Source organism: Chryseobacterium sp. 7, assembly GCF_003663845.1.
In the GTDB taxonomy this organism is placed as follows: Bacteria; Bacteroidota; Bacteroidia; order Flavobacteriales; family Weeksellaceae; genus Chryseobacterium.
This window is the reverse complement of record NZ_RCCA01000001.1, coordinates 2,265,049-2,279,312: the sequence shown is the minus strand read 5'-3', so window position 1 is coordinate 2,279,312 and position 14,264 is coordinate 2,265,049. Positions and strand designations below refer to the sequence as shown.

General features: G+C 36.9%; 15 protein-coding genes. 2 read left to right on the top strand and 13 right to left on the bottom strand.

Annotation, left to right across the window (positions count from 1 at the left end; translation table 11 throughout):
- Positions 1 to 16: 16 nt before the first annotated feature.
- Positions 17 to 301, bottom strand: coding sequence for a bacteriocin-like protein (locus CLU97_RS10485; protein WP_121487881.1), 285 nt, complete (start codon positions 299 to 301; stop codon positions 17 to 19).
- A gap of 450 nt (positions 302 to 751) precedes the next feature.
- On the opposite strand from CLU97_RS10485, the gene CLU97_RS10480 reads away from it, so the two are divergent.
- Positions 752 to 1,540 (top strand): XRE family transcriptional regulator, encoded by a 789-nt coding sequence (locus CLU97_RS10480; protein ID WP_121487880.1) that lies wholly within the window; start codon positions 752 to 754, stop codon positions 1,538 to 1,540.
- Positions 1,541 to 1,616: 76 nt separating this feature from the next.
- On the opposite strand, the gene CLU97_RS10475 is transcribed toward CLU97_RS10480, so the two are convergent.
- From CLU97_RS10475 to CLU97_RS10430, 10 genes are all read right to left on the bottom strand, one after another.
- Positions 1,617 to 2,741 (bottom strand): ABC transporter permease, encoded by a 1,125-nt coding sequence (locus tag CLU97_RS10475; protein WP_121487879.1) that lies wholly within the window; start codon positions 2,739 to 2,741, stop codon positions 1,617 to 1,619.
- Positions 2,738 to 3,844, bottom strand: coding sequence for an ABC transporter permease (locus CLU97_RS10470; protein WP_121489704.1), 1,107 nt, complete (start codon positions 3,842 to 3,844; stop codon positions 2,738 to 2,740). Before CLU97_RS10470 ends, CLU97_RS10475 begins: the two co-directional genes overlap by 4 nt.
- A gap of 13 nt (positions 3,845 to 3,857) precedes the next feature.
- Positions 3,858 to 4,601, bottom strand: coding sequence for an ABC transporter ATP-binding protein (locus CLU97_RS10465; RefSeq protein WP_121487878.1), 744 nt, complete (start codon positions 4,599 to 4,601; stop codon positions 3,858 to 3,860).
- A complete protein-coding gene (locus CLU97_RS10460; protein WP_121487877.1) occupies positions 4,591 to 5,520 on the bottom strand; it encodes an ABC transporter ATP-binding protein in 930 nt (309 codons plus the stop codon). Before CLU97_RS10460 ends, CLU97_RS10465 begins: the two co-directional genes overlap by 11 nt.
- A 23-nt stretch (positions 5,521 to 5,543) precedes the next feature.
- On the bottom strand, positions 5,544 to 6,473 hold the full coding sequence (locus tag CLU97_RS10455) for an HlyD family secretion protein (protein ID WP_121487876.1): 930 nt from the start codon (positions 6,471 to 6,473) through the stop codon (positions 5,544 to 5,546).
- A gap of 15 nt (positions 6,474 to 6,488) precedes the next feature.
- Positions 6,489 to 7,772 (bottom strand): TolC family protein, encoded by a 1,284-nt coding sequence (locus CLU97_RS10450; RefSeq protein WP_121487875.1) that lies wholly within the window; start codon positions 7,770 to 7,772, stop codon positions 6,489 to 6,491.
- 85 nt (positions 7,773 to 7,857) lie between these two features.
- Entirely contained in the window at positions 7,858 to 8,472 is a 615-nt protein-coding gene (locus tag CLU97_RS10445) for a TetR/AcrR family transcriptional regulator (protein WP_121487874.1), read from the bottom strand.
- Positions 8,473 to 8,623: 151 nt separating this feature from the next.
- Complete coding sequence (locus CLU97_RS10440) at positions 8,624 to 10,021, bottom strand: alkaline phosphatase (RefSeq protein ID WP_121487873.1); 1,398 nt, start codon at positions 10,019 to 10,021, stop codon at positions 8,624 to 8,626.
- 77 nt (positions 10,022 to 10,098) lie between these two features.
- A complete protein-coding gene (locus tag CLU97_RS10435) occupies positions 10,099 to 11,301 on the bottom strand; it encodes a GTP-binding protein (RefSeq protein WP_121487872.1) in 1,203 nt (400 codons plus the stop codon).
- A 3-nt stretch (positions 11,302 to 11,304) separates the two neighbouring features.
- Positions 11,305 to 11,643 carry a MerC domain-containing protein gene (locus CLU97_RS10430; RefSeq protein ID WP_121487871.1) on the bottom strand — a complete coding sequence of 113 codons (339 nt, stop codon included), beginning with the start codon at positions 11,641 to 11,643 and terminating at the stop codon, positions 11,305 to 11,307.
- 86 nt (positions 11,644 to 11,729) lie between these two features.
- On the opposite strand from CLU97_RS10430, the gene CLU97_RS10425 reads away from it, so the two are divergent.
- Positions 11,730 to 12,119: a Fur family transcriptional regulator gene (locus CLU97_RS10425; protein WP_121487870.1), complete on the top strand. Its 390-nt coding sequence runs from the start codon at positions 11,730 to 11,732 to the stop codon at positions 12,117 to 12,119.
- Positions 12,120 to 12,177: 58 nt separating this feature from the next.
- Here the strand turns inward: CLU97_RS10425 and CLU97_RS10420 are convergent, their stop codons facing one another.
- Positions 12,178 to 12,534, bottom strand: coding sequence for a hypothetical protein (locus CLU97_RS10420; protein ID WP_228437634.1), 357 nt, complete (start codon positions 12,532 to 12,534; stop codon positions 12,178 to 12,180).
- 434 nt (positions 12,535 to 12,968) lie between these two features.
- Positions 12,969 to 14,183 (bottom strand): hypothetical protein, encoded by a 1,215-nt coding sequence (locus CLU97_RS10415; RefSeq protein WP_121487869.1) that lies wholly within the window; start codon positions 14,181 to 14,183, stop codon positions 12,969 to 12,971.
- Positions 14,184 to 14,264 lie beyond the last annotated feature (81 nt).

Below are 14,264 nucleotides of genomic sequence, written 5' to 3'. Positions count from 1 at the left end.
GGTCAATGCTTACTTATTAGCAAGTAGAACCGCACTCAAGTAATTTGATGTGGATTACACCATTAACAACACATTGTGTTTGGCATAAAGCGTTAGTAACGATAGTGCCTACACCACCTACTACACCACCTACTGTAGAACCTACACCGCTGACAACACCGCCAACGACAGTTCCTACACCGCCTACTACTCCTCCTACAACTCCTCCTAGTCCACCTAGAAGTCCGCCGATTGGATCTAGTAATCCGTTACCTGAAATAGTTTTTAATTCGTTTCTGTCTAATTTTTTTAAGTTTTTCATAACTATAATTTTATATGATTATTACATCACGAATATATGAATAATAATATTACAATTACAAATTATTTTCAATAAATTAATTATATGTTTTTATTATTTAATATTTTATTAATATAAATGGTTTTTAATAAAAATATGATTTTCACTTATATGTGATTGATTTACTAAATGTTAAAAATAATAACTCAATTTGTGAAATTTAGAGTTATTATTTATGCATAAAAATATGTTTATTAATGATTATTGTTTAACGTGTGTGGTATCCCTTGTTTTGAATCAAAAACCAGTAGTCAGACTGATTAAATTGCCGGTAAAAATGCCTGGAAATTTTCCTGTTTTGGTAAAAATGGAAAATAAGCGAGTCAAATTTCCTTATATCTTACAGTAAAACCTGCTTCAGTGGTTGATAACGGAATCAAATTTTGTATTTTTGCTGACATACTTTTATCAATGTCAATTTTTTCAAATAATATACGCTTTTTAAGAGCCAGAAGAAAGCTCTCCCAGCAGAATGTAGCAGATGAGCTGACGATTTCCAGAGTTCGTTATTCAAAATACGAAAACGGAATATCCGAACCTCCTATAGAACTGCTAGTAAAAATCTCCAAGTATTTTCATGTAAGTATCGATCTTATGTTGTCTGTAGATCTTGAGAAACACCCTGTGGACGAGATGCTGAAGCTTCCGGATAACAGAATTGTTCTTCCGGTTGCGGTGGATACTCAGGGAAATGATACCATAGAAATTATTCCACAGAAAGCTTCCATGGGATATCTGGAAGGTTATAGTGATATTGATTATATTGAGAGCCTTCAGCGTATTGCCCTGCCTTTTCTTACGAATGGGAAGTACAGAGCATTTCCGGCAGATGGGGACTCTATGCCGCCATTCAGAAACGGTTCTTATATTGTAGGAAAATATGTAGAAGGAATTAGTGAACTGAAACAGGGGAAAACTTATGTTTTTGTAACCCTGAATGATGGAATTACCTATAAGCGTTTTAAAGAAAAGAAAGAAAATGCTATTTGTGTAAGTGCAGACAATTCTTTTTACGAGCCTTACGATATTCCTTTTGAGGAAGTGGTAGAAATCTGGCAGTATGCTTCAGGGATTTTCCCGGAAGATTTTGAGCCAGGTGATTATGAAAGCTACAATTTTAAAGAAATGTTCCGTGAGCTGAGACAGGATATCAGAGATCTTGATAAAAAGGTTTCAGGACGCCGCCGTAAGCAGTCTTAATATTTGAGCAGGAAATACCATTCTGCTATAGAAGATATTTTTGTAATGGGTGAAATTTAAATTTCACCCATTACATTTAATTGGTCTTTTTGTAATTATAGATGGCAAGACCGTTGAGAAGAACAGCAAAGCCTATCAGATAAAAGAATTCGGTTTGTACTTCATAAAAGCTGCTTCCTTTAAGTACAATTAACCTAACTACTTTGATAAAATGGGTTACTGGCGTAAGGTTTGACATTTTTCTTGCCCAGTCCGGCATACTCTCCGTATTGGTGAAAAAACCGCTCATCAGCATAAATACCATCATAAAAAAGTAGGCAATAAACATGGCCTGCAGCTGTGTATCGGCAAATGTAGATATCAGTAATCCTAATCCAAGTAAGGCAATAAGATAAACGGCTGCAAAAATATACAGGGTGAGAAGGCTTCCTTCAGGAAAAATGCCATAAATCACATACATCACGATGAGCCCAATGGTAAAAACAGTCATTCCTACAATCCAGAAAGGAATCAGCTTGCCTAAGATGAACTGCCATTTTTTAATTGGTGTTACGTTGATTTGTTCAATCGTTCCTATTTCTTTCTCTTTTACAATGTTTAAGGCTGTGATAAAGCCTCCGATTAAGGTGAGGAGAAGTACCAATATACCCGGAACCATGTAATATTTATATTCTGCTCTCGGATTGTACCAATTGGTTTCTTTAATAATCATTTTTGCAGGAGTAATATCCGGTTTTCTGGCAGATAATTTAATATTAACATCTAAACTGCTGTTAAAATCATTAATGACAGAGCGGAGATAACTTCCTCCCAATGCTGATTTTGTTCCATTGATTGCATCTACAGAAAGATTTACCTTCTGGCTTCCCTCGCGAACAAGATTCCGTTCAAATCCGGGAGGAATTTCCAAAACAAGATCGGCATTTCCTTCTTCAATCATTTTTAATCCATTTTTATAAGAATTAGGATTTCCTGCCAGCTTAAAATAACCGGAAGAGGTAATTTTATGAAGTAATTTCTGAGAATAGCTGCTATGGTCATGATCTACATAGGCCACATTAACATTTTTTACTTCAAAATTGGCTGCCAGAGGCATAATGATCAACTGTACAACAGGCATTACAAACATCATGGCAAGGATTGTTTTATCCCTGAATATCTGACGAAATTCCTTCCTCAATATGAATATCATTATTCTCATGACAGGCGGATTTTAAATTTCTTCAGGGCAAGTGCCAGCAATCCCACCGACATGATCAGTAAAATAAGCGTCTCTTTCCATACGTATCTGAAACCAAGGCCTTTCAGCATAACTGCTTTTACAATATCATAATAATATCTGGAAGGAAGAATTCTGGATATTACCTGAAAAACAACGGGCATATTTTCTACCGGAAACATAAAACCAGTTAATAATAAGGTAGGAAGCATCATTCCCATCATGGAAATCAGCATAGCGGTTTGCTGGGAATTGGTAACATTGGATATCAATAAGCCCAATGAAAGACAGGTGATAATGAACAATATGCTTTCCGCAAACAGCAAAATAAGGCTTCCACGGATCTCAACATCTAATAAATAAACAGAAAGAAGGAGAATAATGATAAAGTTGACAAGAGAAAGAACCAGATAAGGAATCGCTTTTGCTACCAATACCATAACGGGCTTAAAAGGAGACACCAATAGTATTTCCATCGTTCCAAGTTCTTTTTCACGGACTACAGCCACAGATGTTAAGGCAGTACTTACAATCATAAAGATTAATGCAATAACGCCCGGAATGAAGTTGAGAGATCCATTCTGCTCTTCATTATAAAGTTGTCTCATTTCGGGAATGATCTGATAGGAAGGTTTTATATTGGGATTGAGCTGCTGCTGGTAGTCTGCAATCATCACATTGAGATAATTAGTAAGAATAGTGGCTGTATTTGGGTCTGAAGCATCAGCAATAATCCTAATTTGTGCTCCGTTCATGGTATAAATATCTGCTCCGAAATTTACAGGAAATATCACCGCACATTTTATGTTTCCTTCCCTGAATTTTTTTTCAATATCCGGATAGTTTAAAGAAGGTTCCTGCATCCGGAAATAAGTGCTTGATCTTATTTTTGAAATGATTTGCTCAGACTGAACATCATGGGAATTATCCAAAACAGTAATCCCGATATTTTTGACCTCACTGCTCAGAGCATACCCAAAAAGGATAATCTGGACAATGGGCATACCGAAAAGGATCAGCAGAGTTCTCCGGTCTCTGAATACATGATAGAATTCTTTTCTGATGAATACGAATAACTGTTTCATTTTTTTACTGTTTTTAATCTCCTGATCTTTTGGCTCCTCTTGCCAGTTCATAAAATACATCATCCATTGAATGGGTATTGAACTTCTTTTTAAGATTAGAAGGAGTATCCATGGCTTCTACCCTTCCATCTACCATGACGGAGATCCGGTTGCAGTATTCTGCTTCATCCATATAGTGAGTGGTTACAAACACGGTAATCCCATCTGCAGCAGCCTGGTAAATCATATCCCAGAACTGTCGCCTGGTAATAGGATCCACACCTCCTGTTGGCTCATCAAGAAATACAATTTTAGGTCTGTGAAAGACAGCCACAGAGAATGCCAGTTTTTGTTTCCATCCTAACGGCAGCGCTCCTACCAGCTTTTTAGCTTCGCTTTCTAAGCCCAGTGTAGAAACAAGTTCAGTGCTTCTTGTTTTTATATCCTTGCGGGAAACACCGTATACACCGCCATAAAACTCAATATTTTCCAGAATAGTAAGATTATCATAGAGAGAGAATTTTTGGCTCATGTAGCCAATGTTTTTTTTGATCTGTTCCTGTTGTTTATAAACATTAAATCCTGCCACTGATGCTGTTCCTGAAGTAGGATAAGATAGTCCGCAAAGGATTCGCATGGCGGTCGTTTTTCCAGCCCCGTTAGCGCCAAGAAAACCAAATATTTCTCCCTGATCTACATCAAAAGAGATGGCATCCACGGCTTTAAAGTCTCCAAATTGTTTGGTGAGATCTCTGCATATAATTGCCTTATTTTCCATGATTTACTTCTTTTTGTTCATGCATCAGCCGGATAAAACTATCTTCAATAGTGGGCGTTATTTCTATAACTTCCAGATCTTCGGGATGGTATTTTTCTGCTATCTCTATTACAGTTTGCCGTTTGCCGTCTTCTTTTAATGTAAGGTGCAGATATTCTCCAAATGCATAGCAGCTTTCAACATCTTTGTCTGTACGAAGAGCTTGCAGAAGCGGATAGATATTTTTACTTTTTACCGCAAAAAGTAATTTAGGAAAACTGTTGACAATATTCTCGGGTTGATCTACAGACATTATTTTTCCATTCTGCATTAGCGCAATTCGGTCACAAAGCCTTGCCTCGTCCATATAAGGAGTTGAGACCAAAATGGTAATATTCTGCTCTTTCAGCTTAGCCAGCATATCCCAGAATTCTTTTCTGGAAACAACATCCACTCCGGTGGTAGGTTCATCCAGGAATAATACTTCCGGTTTATGAATCAGAGCGCAACAAAGTGCTAATTTTTGTTTCATTCCGCCTGAAAGCTTTCCTGCCCGCCGTTTGCTGAATGGTTTGATCTGTTCATAAATGTCTTTAATCAGGTCATAATTTTCTTCGATACTGGTTTCAAAAATGGCTGCAAAGAATTTCAGGTTTTCATCAACGGTAAGATCCTGATACAATGAGAATTTTCCGGGCATGTAACCTACTTTATTTCTGATGGTCTGATATTCTTTTACTACGTCATGGTCTTCCACTTCTGCCGTTCCGCTGTCTGCCAGTAAAAGGGTGGTCAGAATCCGGAACAGGGATGTTTTTCCGGCTCCATCAGGCCCGATGAGGCCAAAAAGCTCTCCTTTCCTTACATCAAAAGAAACATCATCAACTGCTTTTACGCCGTTGTAGGTTTTGATTATATTTTTTACGGTAATGGAAAACATGTTTTGATGATCGTATTTAATTCTTAAAATAATGTTTCTCCATACATTCCTATCTTTAAATAGCCGTCATTTTTTACCCGTATTTTGATGGCATAGACAAGATTGGCTCTTTCGTCTTTAGTCTGAATGGTTTTTGGAGAAAATTCCGATTTGTCTGAAATCCATGTAATGGTTCCGGGATATTCTTTAAATCCTTTTTCTCCCTGATCTATTCTTACTTTTACTTTCTGTCCAAGCTTTACCTGTGGTAGTTGGGTTCCTGTAATATAAGCTCTGAGATCAAGAGTGCTGATATCTGCTATTTTATACAGCGGTTTTCCAATAGTCTGCATTTCCCCTTTCAGTGCATAGTTTACCAAGACCGTTCCCTGGATAGGATTGATGATATTTCCTTTATTAATCTGTTCCTGAAACTGTGCAGCTGTTTTTTCAAGCGGTGCTTTTTCACTTAAAATACTTCTGTTTTGAGTGCTGTTGTTTGAGGTATTGACAGAAAGCTGCTGGCGTGTAACTGCGATCTGCTTTTTAAGCTGTACAATAGCGGCATCAATATCATCTAACTGCTTCCGGGTTGCGGCATCTGCTTTTACAAGGTTTGCAGTACGGATACGTTCATAGAGCTGTTGATCCAGCTGTGCTTCCTGCACCGCCAGCTGTTTTTTCACCAATAAATCCTGTTCATTAGTGTTGCTTGTTTTTTGCTGTAAAGCTTCAATACTGGCTTCTGCCTGTGCTTTTTGAAGTTGGGCTATTGTAACGTCAATCTGTCCCACCTGCGCTCCTGCTTTAAGCTGAGTCCCTTCCTGTATAGAATAGGAAATTAATTCTCCGTTTTGCTGGGCAGAAACAATAACTTCATCTGCTTCAAAGTTTCCTGAAGCGTCGAAATCGTCTTTAGGTTTACATGCGCTTAACAGAATAAAAGCACTTAGTATGATGGTAACTTTTTTCATAGGATTTAAGGATTATTAATTTCCGGAAATAAATTTCTGATTATATTGTGCCTGTAACAGCTGAATCTGGTGCAGAATCATGGCCTGATTGGCCAGGTGTTCGGTATTGAGCTTCTGGATGTATTCATGGGTGGTAATCACACCATTAGCCAGCTGGGCTTCTGCCGATTGGGTTACGGAATGACGGAGGTCAATTACAGATTTATCCTGTTCCAGCAGAAGGTTATATTTTTTAATATTTTCTTCTTGCTGTGCCAGATCCATTTTGGTATTGATTAAAAATGTTTCTTTGTTGGTGTCTGTCGTTTTTCTGTTCAGCTCCAGGATTTGTTTTTTATTGGAAGAAGTATATAAACTTTCGAGGGACCAGCTGAATCTTACTCCGGTAATAAACCATGGCCCGAATTTATTTTCTATAATGTTGAGAGTTGGTCTTCCATACGCTCCCTGAAAGAAGGCACTTACCTTAGGCATAAGATCAGATTTAAGCTGCTCTTCCTGTAATGTATAAACCGATTTCTGAAGATCAAAACCTTTCAGCTCCGGTCTGTTGATTTCTGAAGACAAAAGTTCTAGTTTCGGAGACTGCAATACTGAAGAATCGGAAATATCCTTACCAATGAAGATACTAAGCATTTTCAGATAGGCATTACGGTTGGATATATACTCTGTATTGGCCATATCTGTATTTACAACTTCTGCTTTCAGTTCGTCTACATTACTGCGATAGGCGGTTCCGTATTGCAAAGCAGCTTCGGCCTTCTGTACCTGAGTCTGAAGGTTTGCTTTTTTTATTTCATTCTGTTTGAGTTGAGCATTGGTTAAAAGAATGGAGAAAAATAAAGCATTGATTCTCTGTTTTAATGTATATAATGAAACTTCTATATTTTGAGTCTGCAGTTCATTATTGGCTTTTGTAAGTTCTTTCTGCTGGTGTATAATGCCTCCGTCATATAACAACTGATCTACCTCTCCCTGAATTTTATACTGGTCCTTACTTAATGACGGCAGCGATGCACTTATAGGAAGTGCCCCTAAAGCATCAGAAAAACTAATAGTCTGGGACTGATAAGTAGCCTGCCCGGAAAATAGAATTTTGGGCAAATAGCCTTTGTTTGCATTATCTATTGTATACTCTGCAGTTTTTGCCATCATTCCTAATTTTTTGATTTCAGGATAGTTTTCTTTTGCAAGGTGATAGCATTCTTCAAGTGTTAATGATTCAGATTGAGCTTTCAGAGGAATAACAGCACCCCAACTCAAAAAAACTATAATAGAGATATGAAATTTTCTACACATAATAATTGATTATTTTAAGTTAAAATCAATTTTGTCTTTATTATTCATGGGTTTTAATCATTTGATTAAATTCAGGATAAAAAAATTATCCTGATGACATGGCAGCTTTTATCCACATAGGAATAAGCTTTTTGCGTTCCAGCATCATTTTTTCAAATTCTTTATCATTTAATTTGCTGCTTCCCAGGAGCATCGGTTTGGCAATAAAAGGAAAAACAGTAAGTCCGAGTATATTGATCAGAAAATGGAGAGGATTGGGTTCCTTAATGCTTCCATTCTTTACAGCTTCCTGATGTTGTTTTAAAAACTCTGAGGTTTCTATTACTTCTTTTAGAGGTATCTTTTGTAAAAGCAGATTGGGATTATTACGAAGTTCACTAATAATAAAAGTAGGAATTTCTGGTTCCTTAATGATGAGATCGATATATTTTCCAACAACTTCTACTACTTTTTCATCAATACTGGTATCTTTATTATTCAGAACCATCATTAAGTTCTGGAAAAATCCAGCCATTGTTTCTACCATGATCATCTCGAAAAGCTTGGCTTTGCTTCTGAAATAATAGTTAAGCAATGCCAGATTGATTCCTGCTTCTTCGGCAATATCCCGGGTTCGCGTTGCAGCAAATCCTTTTTTATAAAACACAATACGGGCTGCTTCTTTGATTTTTTCTTCCGTACTGGTATCTATTTTTTTCATTCCTATTCTATTCTTTTACAAAGATATAAAGAAAATACATAGCTTAATCAATTATTTTAATCATTTGATTAAATTTCGCAAAAAAACAAGGCGGACACAATCAATCCGCCTCGCATCTCCCAAATAAATAAATATGAAAAAATATGAATGTTTATATTGTACAGGCCTTCAGCATCAGATCATGCAAATCTGTATTTTTAACAAAAGGCTTTAGAAGTTCATTCCCAGGACCATAGGCTGCCACTTCCACATAATCTCCCGAATGATCCATACTGATCCATCCCACAGAATTCCTGTTTTTCTGAATTTCCGAGTAAAGCTTAAAAGGCAGTTTCTTATAATTATATAATCCTTCTTCTGCTTTTTCAAGACCATTGTAAAAGCTCAGAAGATGTTTGGCTTCATCATCATTCAGGATAATTTTGTTGCCTTCATAAACCCAGTCTTTTATATCCTTTGCTGAATATTCTTTGTGAATATTGTTCAGAATATATTCATTAGTGTATTTGTAGTCTGAAATACTGTTGAAATTCTTGGTTGCATCCGTTCCGTAAATCGTTCCCGGATTAGCGTTTCCATGGTCTGTAGTGATAATGACTAAAGTATTTCCGTCTATTTCTGCAAAATCCATTACCGTTTTTACGGCTTCATCAAATGCCAGCTGATCGTGAATAAGTGCTGCTACGTCATTGGCATGAGCAGACCAGTCTACTTTTCCGGCTTCTACCTGAAGAACAAAACCAGCGGGATGATCTTTCATCTGATTGATAGCTGTGCTGGCCATTTCAGCAAGAGTCGGAGTGTTTTTAAGTTCCGGAAGATGGTTTCTGTCAATACTATAAGGCAATGCCCCTGTACTGAATATTCCTAACAGCTTCTCTCCTTTTTTGATTTCTTTCAGTTCATTTTGCGTTTTCAGGATTCTGTATCCTTTCTGGCGGTATACGGAATAAAGATCTTTTTTGTCTTCTCTTTTGGCAGGGTTAAAAAACTCGTCACCACCTCCTAAAAGTACATCCAGTTCCAAGTCAGCATACATTTCGGCAATTTGAGGCTCTGCATTTCTTTTTGAAGAATTGACACAAAAACCAGCGGGTGTTGCATGAGTAATGGTAACCGTAGTTACACATCCGGCTTTCTTTCCTGCTTTTTTATATTGCTGCCATATGGGAAGATGTTTTTCTCCGTTGGCTCCTATGTTCAGGGTTCCGTTTTTTACTCTTATTCCTCCTCCAAAAGCTGAACTTGCAGCCGCTGAATCCGTTACAATTGAGCTTGCTGAAGCAGTGTCCATCAAAGCACGGGTTACCTTTTTGTCATGGTACAGATTAAGCCAGTTGCTTCCTTTTCCCAAAATATTTCTTGAATATAAATCTGCCATTGACTGTGTTCCAAGGCTCATTCCGTCACTTACCATGAAGATGATATTCTTTGCTTTTCCTTTCTGATGCATTTCGGTATTCTTCCCGAAACTCCAGAGATCAGACGGTGATAAGGTCAATAACCCTGAAAGTAATGCTGAGCCTTTTAGAAATTTTCTTCTGTCCATACTGTTTTAAAATAATGCTGTAAGGTATTGTATTTTAACTTTTACTGAAACTTAGTTGCATTAATTAAAGGTTAATTTTAAATATTCTCCAGAAACGGATCTTCAAAAGTTATTTTTTGATCAAACATTTCTTTTTCTATATCATTAATCAGGCAATATTGAAGGTCTGAAAGCATTTGATCTTTATCTAAGTTCTGTCCGATAAATACAAGCTCATTGATTCTGTCACCCCAGTTTCTATCCCATCTGCTTTCTATAAAAGCCTGATTTTCTGCAAATGAAGAATATTGCACCCTGTGATGTAAAGGCATACTACTCCACCAAACCCCAGCTTTTTCAAGTCTGAAAGAACCTCCGGCCTGAGAAAAATTTAAGGCATCATCAGGTCTTGAGGCCAGCCAAAACAAACCTTTAGCCCTGATGGCACCCTCCGGATAATGATGGTTTAAATATTCCCAAAGTCTTATAGGATGGAATGGTTTTTTATCTCTGAAAACGAATGAACTTATTCCATATTCTTCAGTTTCCGGAGTGTGATGATCAGATTGTAATTCTTTTTGCCAACCTGCTGAAGACTGTGCCTTATCAAAATCAAAAAGTTGTGTATTTAGAATCTTTTGAGGCTCAATTTTCCCAAACTCTGAATGTAAAAGGTTAGCGTCTGGATTCAGTTTTTTAATAGCAGCAGTTAAAAAACCTAGTGTTTCAGCATCTATGAGATCTGTTTTATTTAAAATAATCACATTGGCAAATTCAATCTGATCAGTCAGAAGATTGACAATAGTTCTGTAATCTCCTTCCATATCCGTAAGATCACGATCCATCAACAGTTCACCAGAACCAAAATCTTTCATAAAATTGAAACAATCAACCACCGTTACCATAGTATCTACATAGCTGAATCGGGAAAGATCTATTCCGCTTTCTTCATCAATATAAGTAAAGGTTTGAGCTACAGGAATAGGTTCACTGATTCCCGTGCTTTCAATAAGAAGATAATCAAAACGGTTTTCATGAGCGAGACGTTCTACTTCCACCATCAGATCTTCACGGAGCGTACAGCAAATACATCCGTTACTCATTTCCACCAGCTTTTCTTCAGTTCTTGAAAGGGTGTTTTGATTTTCAACAAGACGCGCATCAATATTGACTTCACTCATATCATTCACAATAACAGCTACTTTTAAGCCCTGTTTGTTGTGCAGAATATGATTCAGTAGTGTAGTTTTTCCAGCTCCCAGAAAGCCGCTGAGTACTGTTACAGGAAGTTTTTTAGTCATATTTTAATGCTTATGATTTTTAAAATTGATGATATGACCTGTAATCAGGCCGGCAGCTCCAATATAGATCAGAGGAATATGAATTTCAAACAGAAAATCGGCCAGTATAGAAATGAAAATCAAACCAATGGATAGCCAGAATAGAAACTTCAGCCATCTGTTTTCCATTTTCTTCGTTATCCTGAATACTACAACGGCTCCAATGCAAAGGAAAGCCAGATCAATATAGGGATTGTGTGATATTCCCAACGGAACAATCAGCAATAACGGAAAGATAATACAATGAATCAGGCATAAAACAGCAGCGGAGATTCCTACAGCATCAAGAATTTTTGATTTCATAATAGTATGGATTAATTTTCTTATCGTAACTTTGTTGCAAAAGTAGAAATAAAAAATTAAATAACGCAACTTTGTTGCATTAAAATATGAAACAGGTTAGAAATACACATGCCAAAACTGAGATTTTGAACCTTATTAATGGTTCAGATGTTGCCCTTACCCACTCAGATATTCAGAAGAAGCTGGGAGATTTATGCAATAGAGTAACCATTTACAGGGTTTTGGAAAGGCTTGAAAATGAAGGTGAAATACACAAGATCGTTAATATCGACGGTGTGGTAAATTTTGCAAAATGTAGTGGTAAATGTACTCATGAGCAGCATTTCCACAATCATGTTCATTTTAATTGTAAAGAATGTCATTCTGTGACGTGCATTGAAAATGCAATTCCGGAAATCAGTTTACCGGAACACTTTATTGCGCAGGAATTTAATTTTATTATCAGCGGGATCTGCCCGAAATGTGCTGACGCATAAAAATAAAAAGGCAGAAAAGCGAATTTGCTCATCTGCCTTTTTACCCTTTTATAAGGTGTTATAAAGAAGAGATGTAAACTTCTATTTTGGTTCCGTCATAATTGAAGGTACCATCAGAATTTCTTTTGCCTAATACCCATTTCATATCTACAGGCACATTCCATGCAGACCCTAATGAAAATCCGTTAACAGATCTTATTTCGTTTCCGTTTCCTGTAGTAATTGCAGAATGAAAGAAAGTTTTATCAATAAGTCTGTAAAAACCAATGGCTTTCCCTGCCGGAATGGGTGCATATCCGTCCCATTTTTCTCCTGCCGGATAATTGAATAAGGTTAACCATTTCTGTCCTGCTGATTCTGCAAGCTGAGTTGGACTTATCCTGGCGCCACGCATATACAATGCATAAGCTACCACATCATGACATACTCCACTGTTATATTTCGAAATATTCTCTTCCCCGAGAGAACTGCGTGGGCAACGGGTGCCCTTTCTGATAGGGATAGCTGAGCCTTCCTGGCTCCTTCCGGTGTAATAAATGACATATTGTAATATTTTGTTTGGTGACGTAAAGATACGGCTTTAAAATTTAATCACCGATCTTGGAAAATTATATCTGATTATTAAGTTTTTGGCTGAACCCTTTTTTATGGTAAATAATAAATTAAGCGGCAGTCTCAAAAGTCAAACAATCTGGCTTTTGTCACTCTGACGAAGGAAGAATCTCATTGATAACCAAATATATGAGATTCTTTACTACATTTCAGAACTTTGTTTGCAGACTTTTAGTCTGTGTTCAGAATGACACTTTTGAGACAGCCTCTTCTATTGATAAAAATGTTTAAAATTGTCTAACAATAAAACATGCATTCATAACTGAAAAGTTTACCATCTTTAAAAGTGAAAATAAAGAGTCCTGCATCTCCATTCTGAATGTAGTATTCATGTGGGGAGGAAATCCAGCGTGAAGAAAGCAAATCTCCAAAATAGGTTACAAAATTCTTTTCATCGTAATTAGAATCCATGTACTCGTTTCCTAAAACCACGGCTTCACCATTGCTAAAAGACATTTTGTAAATACTTCCGGAAACTTTGCTTTTGTATTCTTCAAAAGCCACTATGATATTAGGATTTTTATAAAAATATTGAGGTTCCCAGCCGCATTCTGGCGTATTGGGAATATCTTTTACTTTCTGCATTTCCAGCTGTTTTAGCTGTGTATCGGTAATTTTACCGTCAAAAAGCTGGGTTTCCTTCCATACAAAATGCATATTTAAAGCTTTCAGTTTTTTTTCATAGGTTTCTGTTGAGGGTTTTTTAGCAAATTGATCTGCCAGAAGGAGCTCAAAATCAATATCTACTTTTGGGTTTTCTACTCCGGAACTGCTGTAAGATTCTTTCCAATACTGTAAAGCTTGTTTAAGGTTTTTATCTTCAATCCATGCTATTTCACGTAATCTTCCAACCTGGGTTAATTCTTTTTCCCTATTCTTTCCTTTTGCCGTCAGATATTCTTTGAGAATTTTATCATAAGTAAGTTCAGTACCCAGATATTTCATTTGAATATATTCAGGATTTTCATGGAAATGATCACCAATATAGACCCAGCCATCTTGATATAAAGGAACGTAGTCAATACAGACCAGCTCATTTAAACTTGCTCTTCGGGTTGCTGTGCTTTCTGTGGTAGGCGCTTTTCTCACACGTAATTCCGATACCTGTACATAGAAGTGTGGACATTGATATCCTTGGGCTCCGCGATAGAAATACTGAGTGGGTTCACCGGCAGATTTCTTTCCCCGCATGGATTTTTGCAAGGGCTGGCGGTCTATAAAACCAATATCCCCGTTGTTTACCTGTACTTTGTATTGTGTTTGGGTAGAATCCAGAACATAAACAGGAGCTTCAGTAGAAAATATACCCAAAAGATCTTTATTTTTTCCGCTTTCCTTATAAAGATATCCCCATTCTGAGGTATAGACAGGATGGGCTCCGGCACTCTGAGCCTGGATATTGTAAAAGAAGCACTGGATAAGACCAAATGCCAATAGTATCTTATTCAACATATTGTAATAGGTGTATGTAAAATATTTTATGCTTTTTGCAGGTGGGTTTATAATGGTTTATATATGAGTTGTTTAACTTAT